This window comes from Leucobacter sp. UT-8R-CII-1-4, assembly GCF_030010235.1.
Classification (GTDB): Bacteria; Actinomycetota; Actinomycetes; order Actinomycetales; family Microbacteriaceae; genus Leucobacter.
The window spans coordinates 106,212-121,073 of record NZ_JASCRS010000005.1 but is presented as its reverse complement, the minus strand read 5'-3'; the positions used below and the strand labels follow the sequence as shown (position 1 = coordinate 121,073).

The following is a 14,862-nucleotide window of genomic DNA, read 5'->3' as shown; positions in this document are numbered from 1 at the left end:
TCGTCTTTCATCCGGACTGCAGCAAAGACAAAAGAACCAAGCTGACAATGGGCTGGCACAATCAAACTACTCAAGGCTTCAAGGTGAGTGCTGAACCACTGAAAGCAATACTGCAAACGTTGAAAGAGGGCTTGCGATGATTGCGGCACAACGGCTAACAAGTGTCACTGCTGCACTCATAGTGGCCGCCTCAGTTGGAGGGTGCGCTATGGGTGACGGCGTTCCTGCGAGTCAACGAGACCTACCTCAAATCACGCTCGCCGAGTCCAAGGAATTTTTGCGTCTGGTCGACGCCGATCTATTCGCAAGGTTCCCGGTTGAACAAATCGTGCAGGACTATCGAAGACCAAATGAAAAGAACACAATCATGGGCTGTTCTGATGATTTGGAGGATCCATATAAAGATGGGCTTTATCTCACTGACGGAGGGGCGATCTACGTTTCTGATGCTGTCGATTTTCAAGGGATCTTTGACCAGATCTTTGAAGATTACAACAGCAACAAAGATTGGGATGCTGCTTGGATTTCCCGCCAAGACGAACTGGAAATCAATATTCTCTCTCCCGAGGGATACAGCATTTATATTAGTGTTCCAATAAGTCCGAATGAAGATGATGAGTTTCGAGTATCAGTGCACAGTTTCGGCCCGTGCATTCCCACACCACCCGGACTGAATGCGGCCACTGATTTCGAATACTGAACCGTGCTCATCTGCACGATCCGAGACTCCGATCGCATCCCCCGAGCGGACTCGTCAGAGTTCTTTGATGACCGAACCATTCCGGAGTTTCGAATATATGGCGACTCTTTGACTACCTCTCAGGAGGCACCAACGCCGGACCCGTGCACCGGGCATTTCTGCCCGCACCTCAGTCGATTATTCGAAGAGCGTGTGGGCAGTTTTTTATGCGCGCATCGGAGTCCCCTGCCGGGCGGTGGAGCATATCTCGTCACCATCGAATGAGCCCGGTATACCTTTGTGCACATCTGCACATAATTGAGCCTCACACGCAGATTATCGATATGTGATTGCCTGAAGTTTCGCCAATCTCTACCTTCCACTCCCCCCGCTGAGGTAGTTTTTGAGCATATGCTCAAGAAACCGAAACGAGCGAATGAGCGTTCTTCTACAACACGTTCAGTCAATTGATAGGGCATAGCCAAAAGCGGCGGAACTCAGCGAATCAAACCGGTCAGGTGGCGGCCAGGTGCAACTTCTCAAAAGCATCCCGACCAGTCCTGCGAACCGATTGATCCAACGATACCGAACGCTCGGCAATTTCTAAACAGCTATAAGTCACAGGACTCCTGTGTCCGCAGATGAAGTCAGTGAAGCGCCTCCTCTCACTGGAAAGTACCCAAATGAAACGTTCTACTGTAGCCGCCTCGACCGCGGCACTCCTCATTGCAAGCAGCGCTTTTTTCGCGCCCGCAACAGCTTTTGCCGCGAGCACATGTGTCGTCGACAGCAGCACCATCGAAGAGTGTTTTGCCGATGAAGCAGTCTCTTCGAAAGTTGCGCAGTCCATGGGCCTCAGCCCCTACGATGTGATTGGTGCGAGCGACATCGCTTCGCTTCGCCAGTTGCGGGTTCAGCGAGTCGTGGATCTTTCGGGTGTTGAGGTGTTGACCAGCCTGACCAAACTCGAAGTTATCGGCGGAGGGCTAACCGACCTCAATCCCCTTGCTTCGCTCTCAAGCCTTGAAGAACTCAGCCTAATTCGGCAAGATCTGAGCGATCTCGCTCCGCTTGAGCAGCTTACGCAATTGCGAGTACTCAACCTCGAATCGAGCAAGGTCACTGACGTCTCGCCGCTTGCTTCACTCGGCAATCTCGAGAAGCTCACTGTTCAGTTCAACCAGCTTCGCGATCTCACTCCTCTTTCAGCTCGACCGGACCTGACGATCGAGTGGGCAGGCAATATTGCCGACAGTCACAGAATTCCGTTCAGCCGCGGAAACTTGAGCGGTGAAGTTGTGCTGAAATCAGGAGTCGATTCCATTCCTTCGAACTTCGCTTCCGCATACTTCATCAATGGAACCGAGCACACATTTACCTCGGCTTACGGTGACGGCAGCTATACGCAAATTGCTGATTCCACCGATTTGCTCTCGCAGACGACACCTGGCGTGAGCGTACTGAATGCCCGCGGTGACACTGTCACCACTTTCACTGATCGTTACAACCGTGCAGTTACTCGTGAGGTACAGCCAGATGGCACGATTGAGCACCAGGTCACGATGACAAATGCAACTACCTCGCCGATCACCACCCGCTTCTACGACTCGCTGGACACTGAGTTAGACGGAACCGACCAGGTGCCGATTCTGGCAGCGGGCCCTTTGGGTTTCAGCATTGAAAACAGTTCAATCAGGCTTTTCATTGAGCCGATCAGCGGTGTTGATCGCGCATTTGCAGGACAATTCCGAAAAATGCACGATCTCCAGCAGCTTATTGAAAAAGCTATCCCGTCGCCTAGCCCTCTCTTTGAAGCAGGAACTGTTCCCTCGGGAACCGCCCTCATCTCGGGAATCGACACTTCGATCTACTATGTCACCCCTGAGGTAACGCTTGAGCCCGGTGAGACCTACACCTACTCCTACCGTGAAACTCTTTACGAAGTTCCAGAGCAGCCAAGTGTTTGGGTCGAATATCGCGATGAGGCTACTAACGAACTCATTGATGGTTCGTTCGGACAGCTTTACCAAGGCTCGAAAGACAGCGTATTAAGCCTGGACGCGAGCAAGCTCACCATCCCTTCCGGGTATGAGCTCGCGAAAAGCATCTCGTTGCCCCTCGACGTCATATTTGGCGCACAGGGACCTCGCGCTCTTGTTCGAGTACCTGTGGTGGCGAAAGTCTCAGCAGTACCTCACACGGTGACCTTCAACACTGCTGGTGGCTCCAAAGTCGACCCGATAGATGTGAATGATGGCGAATTCCTCACCCTCCCGACAGCGCCCGCTAGGGAAGGTTTCAAGTTCCTCGGCTGGGCGAAGAACGACGATGGATCAGTAGCATTCGACGAGTCGGCTCCAATCACCGAGAGCATTACTCTCTGGGCGATCTGGTCGGAAAACGGTAGGCCAGTAGATCCAGTGAAACCAGTGGACCCGACGAAACCAACTACCGGAGGCCACCTGCCAAACACTGGTAGCGGCAACATCGCTCCGTGGCTCGTTGGTGGAGCAGGTATCGCGCTGCTCGGTGTGTCGCTCGTCTTGGTGGCTCGCCGTCAGAAGAAGGCCTGATTTCACAGTAGCAAAATGCCCTTGTAGAACATTCGGCAGTTCAGCAATGGCATTTTGCTGCGCCCAGTTGGCCGTCAGCGGCTAAGAATATGACCCACCCGGCGCTACAGTTGAGGCCCGCTTGCTGTGGGCCAGCAAGATCACGCCCATCAGAAACTGCCAAAGGAAGAACGTGTACACAGAGCCGCGCTCGGAAACACCATCGGGCACGAGGGCGTGCGCCACGAGCAACGCGCCACTCACAAAGCCGAGCATGCCAAGTACTGGCCCAAGGTAACGAATCTGGCTGGGCAGCCCTAGGCCTGAGAAAGCTCGGCCCGAGAGAATTGCGGCAATGTTGCCACCTACGATCAGCCCGATCGCTCCAACCATGTGGATGATGATGAGGCCGGTTTCGAATCCCGATGGCCCGCCCGGCACTAGGGCCACGAAAACGATACCCGCAGAGTGCATGGCTCCAGCGAGTAAGAAGAACCATCGCACCGCACCCCGCTTTAGATGTGGCGCGATTACGATGAGGCCGATAAAGAACAAAAGGCCTGCGCCAATGAACCCTGCATTCATCACCTGTGGGATCGCCGATGCCATCGGCCGACCGTCAAGCAGTGTCGCCTCAGAGACTCCTAGGTCACTAATGAAGAAGTGCGCGTAGTTGTACCCGGGATACCAGGCGGCGGTCACTGCTTCACACAGCAGGTACCAAATCGGAGCCGCGACCCAGAGCGCACCCGTCACGGCGTTTGCCTGCCGCACGGTCCGGTTATCTGTCATGTTCTCCCCCGAATATTTTGGGTCTGCGCCGGCTCACATCACGCATAAGGTAGAGCCTTTTACTTTTTCAGACTAACGAATAACATCGCAATAGTCCGATGTTCGCCTCACGGATCCAACGAGTTTGCGAGGTTTCCGATGCTCTACGACATGACCTTTTTGAACCGCTTCGATCCTGCTGAGCCTGTTCCGCTGCTCGCTGGAGAGACTCATTTTCCGGTCACTACCGAACTACTGGAACTCCTCACTGCAAAGTATTCGAGCGAAGAGTTTTTGCTCGGCCTGCTTGGTCACGCCACATCTGGGCTCTCAGCTAGCCCGGCAGTGCTTGATTTCATTGCCGCTTTCGCAACCGAGCAAGGTGACGAGGCTCACCGTCAGATTGCCAGCTCTTCGGGCAATGCAAGCTGGCAATTGGCCTGCACCGCATTCCCGGGGATGATGACCTTGCACAGCATTCAGATGTTTGTTTGGAAGCACTCAGTCGAAAAGGAGCACCTCTGGAAGCCTGAGGAAGTTGCTGCACTCCGTGCCCTGTGCGGGGAAGCCGCGGTGCAGGAGGCCTGGCCCGGCGCAACCACTATGGAAGAAGCCGCGAAACAAGTCATAGGCTGAACTACTAGTGTCCGTATTCGTTCAGCAGTAGCATGAGGCTATGTGCACTCGCCTCCTTTGGTCTTCAGCAGGTACTCCCGGTCAGGGCCAAGTTTTGGTTGCTCGCGGTATGGACTGGTACCAAGAAACAGCCACCGTGCTCGCCGTCCGACCGAGGGGCGAACAGCGTGAAAGCAAGGCCGGTGATCCGGGCAGCTTCACGTGGACCTCAAGGTACGGCTCGGTGGTGGCTCTTATGTACGGCAAGATCGCGGTCGATGGCTTGAACGAGGTTGGCTTTCAAGTAAGTGGCCTGTATTTGGCGGAGTCGGATTACGGTGAGCGCGACCTGAACCGCCCGGCGATCGACCTCTATTACGTGATTCAGTACTTACTCGATAGCTTCTCTACTGTTGCAGACGCTGTGACTTGGCTTCGCGAGAGCAATGTGCAGATTATCCCACTTGAGATCGGTGGTAAACCCGGCACCGGCCATATCTCTGTCGCCGACCCGAGCGGTGATTCTGCAATCATCGAGTACCTTGATGGTGACGTGACCGTGCACCACGGTACAGAGTTCACAATCATGACCAACTCCCCGAGCTACGACGAGCAGCTTGAGTTGGAGCGCCACTTCACCGGGCTTGGCGGCAACGATCCGCTACCTGGCGGCCATGATTCTCGTGATCGTTTTGCGCGCGCGGCGTTTTACACTTCGCGATTGCGTGAGACCGAGGATCAGCGACTTGCGACAGCGCAGGCGCTGAGCGTATTGCGCAACGCTGGCATTCCCTACGGTGTCGGCGACGACGCACAGCCTAATGCGGCAACCACTCGGTGGCGAATCGTGGCTGACCTCAAGAATGCGCGGTACTACTACGAATCCACGCTCTCACCGAACGTGATTTGGGTCGATTTGGACAAGGTTTCTTTCGAGCCCGGTCCCGAATTGATTCTCAACGTCGTCGATAACCCTGAGTTGGTGGGCGAGCAGAGCGCCGGTTTCGCAGCGGTGTAGTTTCCGCGTGGCCCTAGTGAAGCACGGCTTTTTCGCGTTGGATCGCCAATCGGCAGCTACCTTCCGCGCATAGCGGCAGAGATTTCCTGCGAAGCATGCTGCACCTCGGCGACAAGTTCCTGGTTGCCCTTACGTTCTGGGCTTAGCCAGTCATCATGCATGTCACGAGGCAACACCAGTGGCATTCGATCCCAGGTATCTGCCGCTTCGCCGATCGCATTGCGAGTGACCATTGAGTAGCTGACTAGTTCTTCACCAGTTGCTGTGTTCGTCACGGTTGAGGTGAGTGCCGCAATTCCAAAGAGTTCGTCGTTTGGCAGAGAAAATCGCACTCCTTTTTCGATGTACCAGCTCGCTGGCAAGATGGCACGGTGCTGAAACGGTCCGCTCCATGAGCGAATTAGTTTGTCGTCGCGTGAGTTGAACGCTGAGTATTTCACTGGGCCACTGCCGTCTCGCCAAATCCACCACCAGGCAAGGTCTATGCTGCGACTGCCTGTGGCGTTGGCTCGAATGATGGGGTTCAGGTTCAGTGCGCGTTTACCCGTGATTGCAGCTTTGCCGTCGCGCTCGGCGATCCATCTGTCGATTGTGGCTCTCCCCGTGGCTGTGTCCATTGGGTCGATCCAGTCGTGGTTGTCGTCAGGGCCTCCGCCCAAACCATAAGAAGCGCACATGTCCAGATTTTAACTCCGACATGTGACATTTTGAACGTCTTTACATAAAGAGCTCGTCTGGACGGAAGCCAAAGAACTCTCGTTCGACGACCTCACGCGAACGACGGCTCGCGGCAAGCCACTGTTCTTCTAGCTCAGTGGTTCGCGCCTCTGGCATTCCAAGAATGCCCGCGATACCTTCAAGTTCGGTGCGATCGTGTGGCAGAGCATCACCTGAGCGATCGCTCCAGAGCTTAATCGCCGAACGAATCCGGCTTGCCAAGACCCAAGCATCGCGCAGTTTTAAACGATCCTCGTCACTCAAATATTCGGCATCGACTGCGGCATCAAGCGCCGCGAGGGTCGATGCTGTACGCAGAGCCGGATGCTCTGCCGCATGCTGCAATTGCAGAAGCTGCACCAGCCACTCGACATCGCTGATCCCACCTGGGCCAAGCTTCAGATGACGCTTCGGTTCGGTGCCCTGCGGCAGCCGTTCTGCCTCAACGCGGGCCTTAATTCGACGCACCTCGCGGGTGTCGTTTTCACTAAATGTCTCGGGGTAACGCGTCCTATCGGCAAGCGCAATAAAATCGCGGCCCAGAGCTGCGTCGCCGGCAACGGGCCTCGCCCGTAGCAACGCCTGCGCTTCCCAAGTGAGAGACCAGCGCTCATAATACGCTCGATAGGCATCGAGGCTCCGCACAATGGGCCCGTTTTTCCCTTCGGGTCTCAAATCAAAATCGAGGTCAACAGAAAAACGAGGATCGCTCACGAGTCTGCGTAGCTCTGCCACCAGGCGCTCCGCCTGCTTTCGAGCCGCACTCGCTTCGCTCTCGTTTGCACCTGCGGGTGCGCGATACACAGCGAGCAGGTCAATATCGCTTGAGAAGCCCATCTCGCCGCCACCGTATCGCCCCATCGCAATCAGCGCGAGCTCAAACTCGGCAGCAAGTTCAGCCTCTGGTTGAGCTTTCACACCTCGGGCGCGCAGCGCGAGCAAGAGTCCATCGAGCAACGCCGTGTGCGCAGCGTCGAGACCACGGGCAACATCTGCGTCATCGTTTACAAATACCAGGCGACCGAGGGCAAGACGAAGCACTTCGCGCCGGTGCACCGCACGCAACGCCTCAGCTGCAGACTCTGCACTTTCTCGGCGCGAGGCGAGAGAACGCATTTCTTCGAGCAAAGATTCAAGACCTACCGGACGCAACTTCTCATCGCGTTCAAGCCAGGCCACTGCTGACGGGATCGTCTCAAGCAGATCTGCCGCGAAACGTGAGCTTGAAAGCACTCTAGTGAGACGTTCTGCCGCTTCATTGCCATCTCGCAGCAAACGCAGATACCAGGTGTTGTCAGCGTTCGCTTCGCTGACCTTGCGAAACGCAAGCAAGCCATAGTCTGGGTCGCGACCGTCTGCGAGCCATTGCAGCAATACGGGCAGCAGATTGCGCTGGATACGGGCCGAACGACTGCTTCCCTTGGTCAGCGCGGCAAGGTGTCGCATTGCCCCTTCTGGGTCACGAAAACCAATGCCGTGCAGTCGAGCTTTCGCTTCATCACTACCGAGCGAGAACTCATCACCTGGCAACGCAGCGACCGCGTTCAATAGTGGCGCGTAGAAGATCTTCAAGTGCAGATCACGCACCTCGGTACGAATCTCACGCCAGAGCGTCAGTAGCTCTTTGCTGTTCGTGGCGAGTCTTGATGCACGCGCGAGCACACGAAGCTGGTCTTCATCACGCGGCATGAGCGCGGTTCGTCGTAGGTCCCGCAGCTGAAGTCTGTGCTCTAGCAAACGCAACACCCGGTAATCGTGAGCGAGTCGTTCGCCGTCTTCGCGCGCAACAAACCCACCGTGCACCAGCGCGCGCAGCGCTGGCAGGGTCCCGGCTCGGCGCAGAGATTCGTTGTACTGGCCGTGTACGAGTTGCAGCAGTTGCACGCTGAACTCAATATCGCGCAGGCCTCCTGGACCAAGCTTCAGCTGCACCTCGAGTTCGTCTGGATCGATGTGTTCCGTGACACGCTCGCGCATTCGCTGTACCGAGCCGACAAAGTCTTCTCTGCCGCTCGAAGACCACACCATCTCACGAGTTTCAGCGACAAATTCGGCGCCAAGTTGAGTATCGCCTGCGGCAGGCCGAGCTTTCAACAGCGCCTGAAACTCCCAGGTTTTTGCCCAGCGCTCGTAATAGGCAAGCATCGAGCCGAGGCTGCGCACGAGCGCACCCTGTCTTCCCTCTGGGCGAAGATTCGGGTCTACCTGCCAAAGCGGCGCTTCAGCACCGTGGTCGTGGATCGCCCGCATAGTTTCAGTTGCAAGCTGGGTGGCGATTCGCACGGCAACGTCAGGGTCGAGTTCGCTGTCGGAGCTCACTCCGTAGACGAACATGACGTCAACATCACTTACGACGTTGAGTTCTTCGGCACCGCACTTCCCCATCGCGATAATCGCAAGTTGAACTGCGTCGAGCTTCTCCGTTGAAACTGCTGAGCCGTGAGATTCGCCCGCGAGTAGCGTCGCGCGAGCGACGGCTAGCCCAGCTTCAAGTGCGGCGTCTGCAAGATGAGAGAGCGAAGCTGCAACCGCTTCAAGCTCATCGACGGCGCGAGACTGTGTACCGCTGAGCAAATCGAATAGTACGACTTCAGCGAGCAGTTCTCGATAGCGAACACGCAGTGCCGTGGTCCCGTCTTCTGCCTTACTGAATGGGCCAACCGTGCCACCAGCGCCACCAGAACCAGCACCAGCGCCAGCAGCACCGACGGCACCTACCGCTTGCAACATGCTTTCGCGTGCCTCCGCGCGACCAAGCAGTCGACCCTCGCTTGCTAGGAGGGTGCGCAGTGTCTCAGGTCGTCGCGAGAAAAACGAAGCAAGGGCAGGCGAAGCACCAAACAGGAGGCAAACTCGCTGCCAAGCTGAGGCGTCGAGCCCCGACAGTATTGCCGGGTGTCGCTCAACAAGCTCATTCACCGATTGCAGGGCCGAATCAGGGTCGCCCGCCCAAGCAAAAGCGAGGAGAAGGTCAGACACGGGCGTCTGCACCCGATCGCTCAATTCGAGCATCGCTGTGCGAGTGTCAGAAAGGCTCTGAAACCCGGCACGTGCAAACTCGCCGAGCGTGTGCTGCTCTGGTTTGCGAGGCATATCGAATCAGATGGTGCCGAGCATAGTGCTCAGCTCAAATGGGGTCACCTGCTGGCGATATGCATCAACCTCTTGCCGCTTTTCGCGGATCAGGTAGGAGAAGACCTGCTCGCCGAGGGTCTCGGCAACCAGTTCGCTTCGTTCCATGACAGCAAGCGCGTGTTCAAGGCTCATTGGCAGCGGATCAAAACCCATCGCCCGGCGTTCAGCATCACTGAGCGACCACATTGAGTGCTCTGCCTCAGGTGGCAACTCGTATTCTTCTTCGATGCCCTTCAGCCCAGCAGCCAAAAGCACCGAGAAAGCGAGATATGGGTTCGCCGCGCTGTCCATCGCACGGTACTCCACACGGGCGCTACTTCCCTTACCGGGCTTGTACAGTGGCACCCGAACAAGGGCGCTGCGATTTAGATGACCCCAGCTCACATAGGACGGAGCTTCGTCGCCACCCCAAAGTCGCTTGTAGGAGTTCACGAACTGATTGGTCACTGCCGTGAATTCAGGCGCGTGGCGCAGAAGGCCCGCGACAAAACGACGGCCGGTTTGCGAGAGCTGGTACTTCGCGCCCGGATCGTAGAACGCGTTACTATCGCCCTCGAAAAGCGAAAGATGCACGTGCATACCGCTACCTGGCTGACCAACGATTGGCTTCGGCATAAACGTGGCGTGCACGCCCTCACTAATCGCAACCTCTTTCACAACGGTGCGGAAAGTCATGATGTTGTCGGCCATCGTGAGCGCATCTGCATATCGCAGATCAATCTCATTCTGACCGGGGCCACCCTCGTGGTGACTGAACTCAACAGAGATGCCAAGCTCTTCGAGCATGTTTACACTCTCACGCCTAAAATCGTGAGCGGTGCCCCCAGGCACGTTGTCAAAGTAGCCAGCGCGATCCACCGGAACCGGCTGACCGTCAGCACCAAGCTCCTGGGACTTCAGCAGGTAAAACTCAATCTCGGGGTGCACATAAAAACTAAAACCCTGCTCAGCGGCGCGAGCGAGCGAGCGTTTCAGCACGTGACGCGGATCAGCAGCAGCAGCCTCACCGTTGGGCGTAGACAGGTCACAGAACATACGAGCGGTGGGATCTGTGCTGCTTCGCCAAGGCAACAATTGGAAGGTTGACGGGTCTGGCACCGCGAGCAGATCGCTCTCGTACGCCCGCGTCATGCCCTCAATCGCGCTGCCGTCAAAGCCGACACCCTCACTGAACGCACCCTCAACCTCGGCCGGTGAAAGCGCAACCGACTTCAATGTACCGGCAACGTCAGTGAACCACAGGCGCACAAATTTGACGCCGCGTTCTTCGATCGTCCGCAACACAAAATCACGCTGTTTGCTCACTTCGACCTCCTCAGGTGTTCGGCACTTCCCAGACTATCGGGCACCCCCGACATCCGGGCACCCCATACAGCGGTCCGCTCAGTCCTCGAGCTCGTCTTCTTCGCGAATCCGACGCGCGCGCTCCGCAATAATTTCCGGCGCTCGAGCGGCTTCTTCACGCGAGACAAATGGCCCAAGGCGATCTATCGACAGTGATTGCGGGCCCTCTTCAACCTCCCCGCTTCGAGTGTTGTACCAGAAGGTATCTGACGAATCTTCGATACCCCAGTCTTTTTTCGACATCTCAGTGTCCTCTCGCTCAGGCTGCACTCCTAGACTTAGCGTATGCCCTTCGATCAAAACGGACACCTAATTCCCGGCAAGATTTCACCACTGCTTGAGGTTCCACAACAGATTGTGCGACCGCCGTATGTGGGCCTTGCGACTCCCCCGGCCTATCAGGGCGACAACACCTACACCGAAGACGAAATCGAAAAGATTCGCACCTCTGGTCGGATCGCTTCGCGCGCTATCGACGCGGTCTCCGAAGCAATTCGCCCTGGCGTTACGACACGAGAGTTGGATCGCATCGCCCACGACTATGTGATCGCGCAGGGCGCCTACCCTTCAACACTCGGTTATCGCGGCTTCCCAAAGTCATGCTGCACCTCGGTAAACGAGGTGATCTGCCACGGCATTCCAGACGACACGGTGCTGCGCGAGGGTGACCTGATCAACATCGATATCACCGCATACCTCGATGGATACCACGGCGATTTGAACCGCACATTCCGCGTCGGCGAGGTCTCAGAAGAAGCAGATCTGCTGATCCAGCGCACCGAACAGGCCCTCATGCGTGGCATCAAGGCTGTCGCACCTGGCCGAGAGGTGAACGTGATCGGGCGGGTTATCGAAACCTATGCCAAACGTTTCGGTTATGGCGTGGTTCGTGACTTCACAGGCCACGGTGTTGGCGCGGCGTTCCACACCGGCCTGATCATTCCGCACTACGACTCGGCACCAAGCTACAACGACGTCATCAAGCCTGGAATGGTATTCACCATCGAGCCGATGCTTACGCTCGGCACCCACGAGTGGGATATGTGGGAAGACGGCTGGACAGTCACCACCCGAGACAAGAGCCTCACAGCACAGTTCGAACACACCATCGTTGTGCGCGAACAGGGCGTCGAAATTCTGACACTCTCCGAGTAAATCCACAAAAAGAAGCCCCGCCGTGTCCATCGGCGGGGCTTCTTTTTACGTTGGATCAGCTAACGCGACCGGGCGCCTAGTACGCGACAGTAAAGCGCGCACGATGATGCGCCGGATTACTCAGCTCGTCTGCAATCGCGATTCCAAAGTCAGCACCGCTGATGTCAGAGTTGCCGTTTTCATCGGTCAGCAGCACATCACCGCCAACCCGGTATTCGCCTCGATACTCGCCCGGATTGTAGGCACCGAAACCGCCTGCAGGGCTCACGAAGAACCAGTCGAGGTCGGCCGAACCGTTTCGCAAATCGTCGAGCACAGCGCCCATCTCGGCTGCCTCTGGCTTGATCTCCTCAGGGAAGCCTGAATCGATCACGAGGGGCCCGCCCTCTGAAACGTGGAGCGATCCAGCGCCACCAATAACGCCGAGGCGAACTCCAGCAGCGGCTGCCTCACTCGCGAGTGCAGCAATCGCTGCGCGCACCTCACCAAGCATGTCACCGCGGGGCGAAATTGCCACCACGATTGCGTCGCTACCGTCGAGCATTCGCTGGCGGTCCGCTGCTGATTGAATCGAGCCGCGCTGGTACTCAACCCCAGCAATCTGCTGGGCGACCTCACCGCGCGCAAAACCGCGAACTGCGAAGTCCTGCTGCACCGCTGCCTCAGCGATGTGTGATCCGGCATATCCGCCGGCGCCAATAATCGTGACCGTAGCCATAATGGTTCCCCTCTATGAGTGTCAGTCGGTGCAACCGAACTACCCCTGAGCCTATTCCTGGGAATATCTGAGCGAAAGGGGGCGCTAGGATTGAGTCGAAACGGGTCGGCGGGCGGTCGCGTCGCGGCACTAAGGTGCACGCGCCGAGGAACGTCCGGGCTGCACAGAGGAGAACGGTGGGTAACACCCACCCGGGGCAACCCGCGAGAAAGTGCAACAGAGAGTAGACCGCCAGCATTGGCTTGCCAACGCTGGTAAGGGTGAAAGGGTGGTGTAAGAGACCACCGGCGCCTGTGGTGACATGGGCGGCCAGGTAAACCTCGTTCGCAGCAAGGCCAGACAGAAGACGATGACGCTCCTCGCCGAGTCTTCGGGTGGGCTGCTAGAACCTGTCGGCAACGGCAGGTCGAGAGAGATGACCGTCACTGATTCGCTTGCGAATTGGGACAGAACCCGGCGTACAGCCGGCCCGTTTCCTTAAGTTCCACGCACCAAGCGAGGCCGAGACAACCTCGCCGCCAGCTGTTTACGCCGCGTCGTCCTCAACACGCACAAGAATCGCGCCGCTCTGCGGGCAGTGCACGAGTTCGTCGGGCGCAACCGCGAGAATGTCTGTCAGCTCGGCCGGTGCAAGCTCCATGTTGCTTGCCTCAGAAATCTTGCCGCGAAGACGCGCTGCACCAATTCCAATACGGGCGCGCAGGGTTTCGTAGTGCTCAAGCAGGTCACGCTGCAGTTCTGCCGCGAGGCCTGCGCGATCGCGCGTGGTCTCGGCGAGTTCGCGATCAATCGCTGCCTCGGCTTCGGCGATTGCGTTCTGAATGTCAGCTCGCCGTTGATCGACACTTGCCAGCGCAGCAGAGGCCGCGTCATACACCGATTGCGAAAGCTCATTGGCTTCCATCAGCTCAAGTTCACGGTCTTCGAGCGCGCTTTGGCGACGGGCAAGGGTCTCAAGCTCGGTCTGCAGCGCCTGAGCCTCTTTTGCCGACTGGCTTGCCGCGCTCAGTTCGTTGTCACGCTGAATACGCTGGCGAACCACATCTATATCGCTTTCGAGCCGCTCAATATCGGCGTTCTGCGTGTCGAGTTCACGCTGCGCTGCCATAAAGACCTCTTTGGCAGCGGTGAGTTCACCCTGCATGCCAGCGAGTTCGGCGCGTTGCGGCAACTGCACACGGCGTTTTTTCAGTCGCGCGAGCGAGTTGTCTAGTGCTTGCAGGTCGAGCAGCAGTCGCTGCTGGCGTGGGCTGGCCTTCATGCTTCACAGCCTACTGCGAAGCTCCAGGGATCGGTGCGCAGAGTGCTCACTCGAAACTCGACTCCGGGCAGTTCTGCAGCAAGACGCTCCGCAGCGCCCTCCAACCACAGCGACTCTGCCGCCCAGTGCGCGATATCAATCAACGCCGGGCCGCCCGCCACAATCGACTGTTCAATCGATTCCTGTGCCGGGTGATGCCGCAGGTCGCTCGTCACATACACGTCGGCTGCACGCACCGCAGGGTGGTCGAGCAGGCTGTCGCCGGCTCCCCCACACAGAGCCACACGTTGAATCTTGCGCGCGGGATCCCCCGCCACTCGAACTCCCGAAACCGTTTGCGGCAGCACCGCAGCAATTCGCTCAGCAAACTCGCCGAGCGAGACTGGCGCGTCGAGCAAGCCAACCCGACCTATTCCGGCTTCTGGATTCGAGCCTGCGACCAGTGGTACCGATTCGATCAGGCCGAACTTTGTGGCGATGACATCGCTCACGCCGCCCTCTGGCGCATCAGCGTTTGTGTGTGCGGCGAGCAGAGCGCAGTTCCCACGAATCAGTGTGCTGAGGAGCGCACCTTTTGAGGTATCCCCCGCGATTGTGTGCACGCCCCGCAACAAAAGCGGATGGTGGGTCAGCAGCGCGTCTGCTTCCCAGCCAACAGCTTCAGCGACGGTATCTCGTACGGCGTCGACAGCGAGCAACACCTTGCGCAGCGGCGCCGAATCATCACCGGCGACTAGGCCAACCCGGTCCCAGCTTTCGGCGGTTTCGGCTGGCCAGAACTGCTCGGCAACACGGCGGAGGTCTTTCAAGACAAAGTCGCTCATATTCAGAGGTTATCTGAACCGTGCTTTCGCAGCTTGGCATGAGATAATGATTTAAGCCATGAGGCGGCGGCGG

The 14,862-nt window shown here is 57.4% G+C and carries 13 protein-coding genes and 1 other RNA gene; 6 read left to right on the top strand and 8 right to left on the bottom strand.

The features are described 5' to 3' along the window. Positions 1 to 136: 136 nt before the first annotated feature. Positions 137 to 700 (top strand): hypothetical protein, encoded by a 564-nt coding sequence (locus QBL02_RS12140; RefSeq protein ID WP_282726689.1) that lies wholly within the window; start codon positions 137 to 139, stop codon positions 698 to 700. Positions 701 to 1,362: 662 nt separating this feature from the next. Further along, positions 1,363 to 3,252, top strand: coding sequence for an InlB B-repeat-containing protein (locus tag QBL02_RS12135; RefSeq protein WP_282726688.1), 1,890 nt, complete (start codon positions 1,363 to 1,365; stop codon positions 3,250 to 3,252). A gap of 81 nt (positions 3,253 to 3,333) precedes the next feature. Here the strand turns inward: QBL02_RS12135 and QBL02_RS12130 are convergent, their stop codons facing one another. After that, positions 3,334 to 4,023 carry a DUF998 domain-containing protein gene (locus QBL02_RS12130; protein WP_282726687.1) on the bottom strand — a complete coding sequence of 230 codons (690 nt, stop codon included), beginning with the start codon at positions 4,021 to 4,023 and terminating at the stop codon, positions 3,334 to 3,336. 150 nt (positions 4,024 to 4,173) lie between these two features. On the opposite strand from QBL02_RS12130, the gene QBL02_RS12125 reads away from it, so the two are divergent. Together QBL02_RS12125 and QBL02_RS12120 are read left to right on the top strand one after the other, a co-directional pair. Then, positions 4,174 to 4,638 (top strand): hypothetical protein, encoded by a 465-nt coding sequence (locus tag QBL02_RS12125; RefSeq protein ID WP_282726686.1) that lies wholly within the window; start codon positions 4,174 to 4,176, stop codon positions 4,636 to 4,638. Between the two features lie 40 nt (positions 4,639 to 4,678). After that, positions 4,679 to 5,635, top strand: a complete 957-nt coding sequence (locus tag QBL02_RS12120) for a linear amide C-N hydrolase (RefSeq protein ID WP_282726685.1) — start codon at positions 4,679 to 4,681, stop codon at positions 5,633 to 5,635. A gap of 56 nt (positions 5,636 to 5,691) precedes the next feature. On the opposite strand, the gene QBL02_RS12115 is transcribed toward QBL02_RS12120, so the two are convergent. From QBL02_RS12115 to QBL02_RS12100, 4 genes are all read right to left on the bottom strand, one after another. After that, positions 5,692 to 6,312 (bottom strand): SOS response-associated peptidase family protein, encoded by a 621-nt coding sequence (locus QBL02_RS12115; RefSeq protein ID WP_282726684.1) that lies wholly within the window; start codon positions 6,310 to 6,312, stop codon positions 5,692 to 5,694. 40 nt (positions 6,313 to 6,352) lie between these two features. Beyond that, positions 6,353 to 9,445: a bifunctional [glutamine synthetase] adenylyltransferase/[glutamine synthetase]-adenylyl-L-tyrosine phosphorylase gene (locus QBL02_RS12110; protein WP_282726683.1), complete on the bottom strand. Its 3,093-nt coding sequence runs from the start codon at positions 9,443 to 9,445 to the stop codon at positions 6,353 to 6,355. A 6-nt stretch (positions 9,446 to 9,451) separates the two neighbouring features. Beyond that, positions 9,452 to 10,792, bottom strand: a complete 1,341-nt coding sequence (gene glnA, locus QBL02_RS12105) for a type I glutamate--ammonia ligase (protein ID WP_282726682.1) — start codon at positions 10,790 to 10,792, stop codon at positions 9,452 to 9,454. Positions 10,793 to 10,870: 78 nt separating this feature from the next. Next, positions 10,871 to 11,074: a methionine aminopeptidase gene (locus QBL02_RS12100; RefSeq protein WP_282726681.1), complete on the bottom strand. Its 204-nt coding sequence runs from the start codon at positions 11,072 to 11,074 to the stop codon at positions 10,871 to 10,873. Between the two features lie 42 nt (positions 11,075 to 11,116). Between QBL02_RS12100 and map the strand changes: the two genes are divergently transcribed. Continuing rightward, complete coding sequence (gene map / locus QBL02_RS12095; RefSeq protein WP_282726680.1) at positions 11,117 to 11,986, top strand: type I methionyl aminopeptidase; 870 nt, start codon at positions 11,117 to 11,119, stop codon at positions 11,984 to 11,986. Between the two features lie 76 nt (positions 11,987 to 12,062). On the opposite strand, the gene QBL02_RS12090 is transcribed toward map, so the two are convergent. Then, positions 12,063 to 12,704, bottom strand: a complete 642-nt coding sequence (locus tag QBL02_RS12090; RefSeq protein ID WP_282726679.1) for an NAD(P)H-binding protein — start codon at positions 12,702 to 12,704, stop codon at positions 12,063 to 12,065. A gap of 100 nt (positions 12,705 to 12,804) precedes the next feature. On the opposite strand from QBL02_RS12090, the gene rnpB reads away from it, so the two are divergent. After that, positions 12,805 to 13,181: RNase P RNA component class A (gene rnpB, locus QBL02_RS12085), an RNA gene on the top strand. A 49-nt stretch (positions 13,182 to 13,230) separates the two neighbouring features. Here rnpB and QBL02_RS12080 read toward each other — a convergent pair. Both QBL02_RS12080 and QBL02_RS12075 read right to left on the bottom strand, forming a co-directional pair. Further along, positions 13,231 to 13,965, bottom strand: a complete 735-nt coding sequence (locus tag QBL02_RS12080; RefSeq protein WP_282726678.1) for a hypothetical protein — start codon at positions 13,963 to 13,965, stop codon at positions 13,231 to 13,233. Then, positions 13,962 to 14,789, bottom strand: a complete 828-nt coding sequence (locus tag QBL02_RS12075; RefSeq protein ID WP_282726677.1) for a Nif3-like dinuclear metal center hexameric protein — start codon at positions 14,787 to 14,789, stop codon at positions 13,962 to 13,964. Before QBL02_RS12075 ends, QBL02_RS12080 begins: the two co-directional genes overlap by 4 nt. Between the last annotated feature and the right edge of the window lie 73 nt (positions 14,790 to 14,862).

What these genes read in the sequence shown, in the direction of transcription:
- QBL02_RS12140 (WP_282726689.1), top strand. Translation starts at nt 137, where the DNA reads ATGATTGCGGCACAACGGCTAACAAGTGTCACTGCTGCACTCATAGTG.
- QBL02_RS12135 (WP_282726688.1), top strand. Translation starts at nt 1,363, where the DNA reads ATGAAACGTTCTACTGTAGCCGCCTCGACCGCGGCACTCCTCATTGCA.
- QBL02_RS12130 (WP_282726687.1), bottom strand. Translation starts at nt 4,023, where the DNA reads ATGACAGATAACCGGACCGTGCGGCAGGCAAACGCCGTGACGGGTGCG.
- QBL02_RS12125 (WP_282726686.1), top strand. Translation starts at nt 4,174, where the DNA reads ATGACCTTTTTGAACCGCTTCGATCCTGCTGAGCCTGTTCCGCTGCTC.
- QBL02_RS12120 (WP_282726685.1), top strand. Translation starts at nt 4,679, where the DNA reads ATGTGCACTCGCCTCCTTTGGTCTTCAGCAGGTACTCCCGGTCAGGGC.
- QBL02_RS12115 (WP_282726684.1), bottom strand. Translation starts at nt 6,312, where the DNA reads ATGTGCGCTTCTTATGGTTTGGGCGGAGGCCCTGACGACAACCACGAC.
- QBL02_RS12110 (WP_282726683.1), bottom strand. Translation starts at nt 9,445, where the DNA reads ATGCCTCGCAAACCAGAGCAGCACACGCTCGGCGAGTTTGCACGTGCC.
- QBL02_RS12100 (WP_282726681.1), bottom strand. Translation starts at nt 11,074, where the DNA reads ATGTCGAAAAAAGACTGGGGTATCGAAGATTCGTCAGATACCTTCTGG.
- map (WP_282726680.1), top strand. Translation starts at nt 11,117, where the DNA reads ATGCCCTTCGATCAAAACGGACACCTAATTCCCGGCAAGATTTCACCA.
- QBL02_RS12090 (WP_282726679.1), bottom strand. Translation starts at nt 12,704, where the DNA reads ATGGCTACGGTCACGATTATTGGCGCCGGCGGATATGCCGGATCACAC.
- QBL02_RS12080 (WP_282726678.1), bottom strand. Translation starts at nt 13,965, where the DNA reads ATGAAGGCCAGCCCACGCCAGCAGCGACTGCTGCTCGACCTGCAAGCA.
- QBL02_RS12075 (WP_282726677.1), bottom strand. Translation starts at nt 14,789, where the DNA reads ATGAGCGACTTTGTCTTGAAAGACCTCCGCCGTGTTGCCGAGCAGTTC.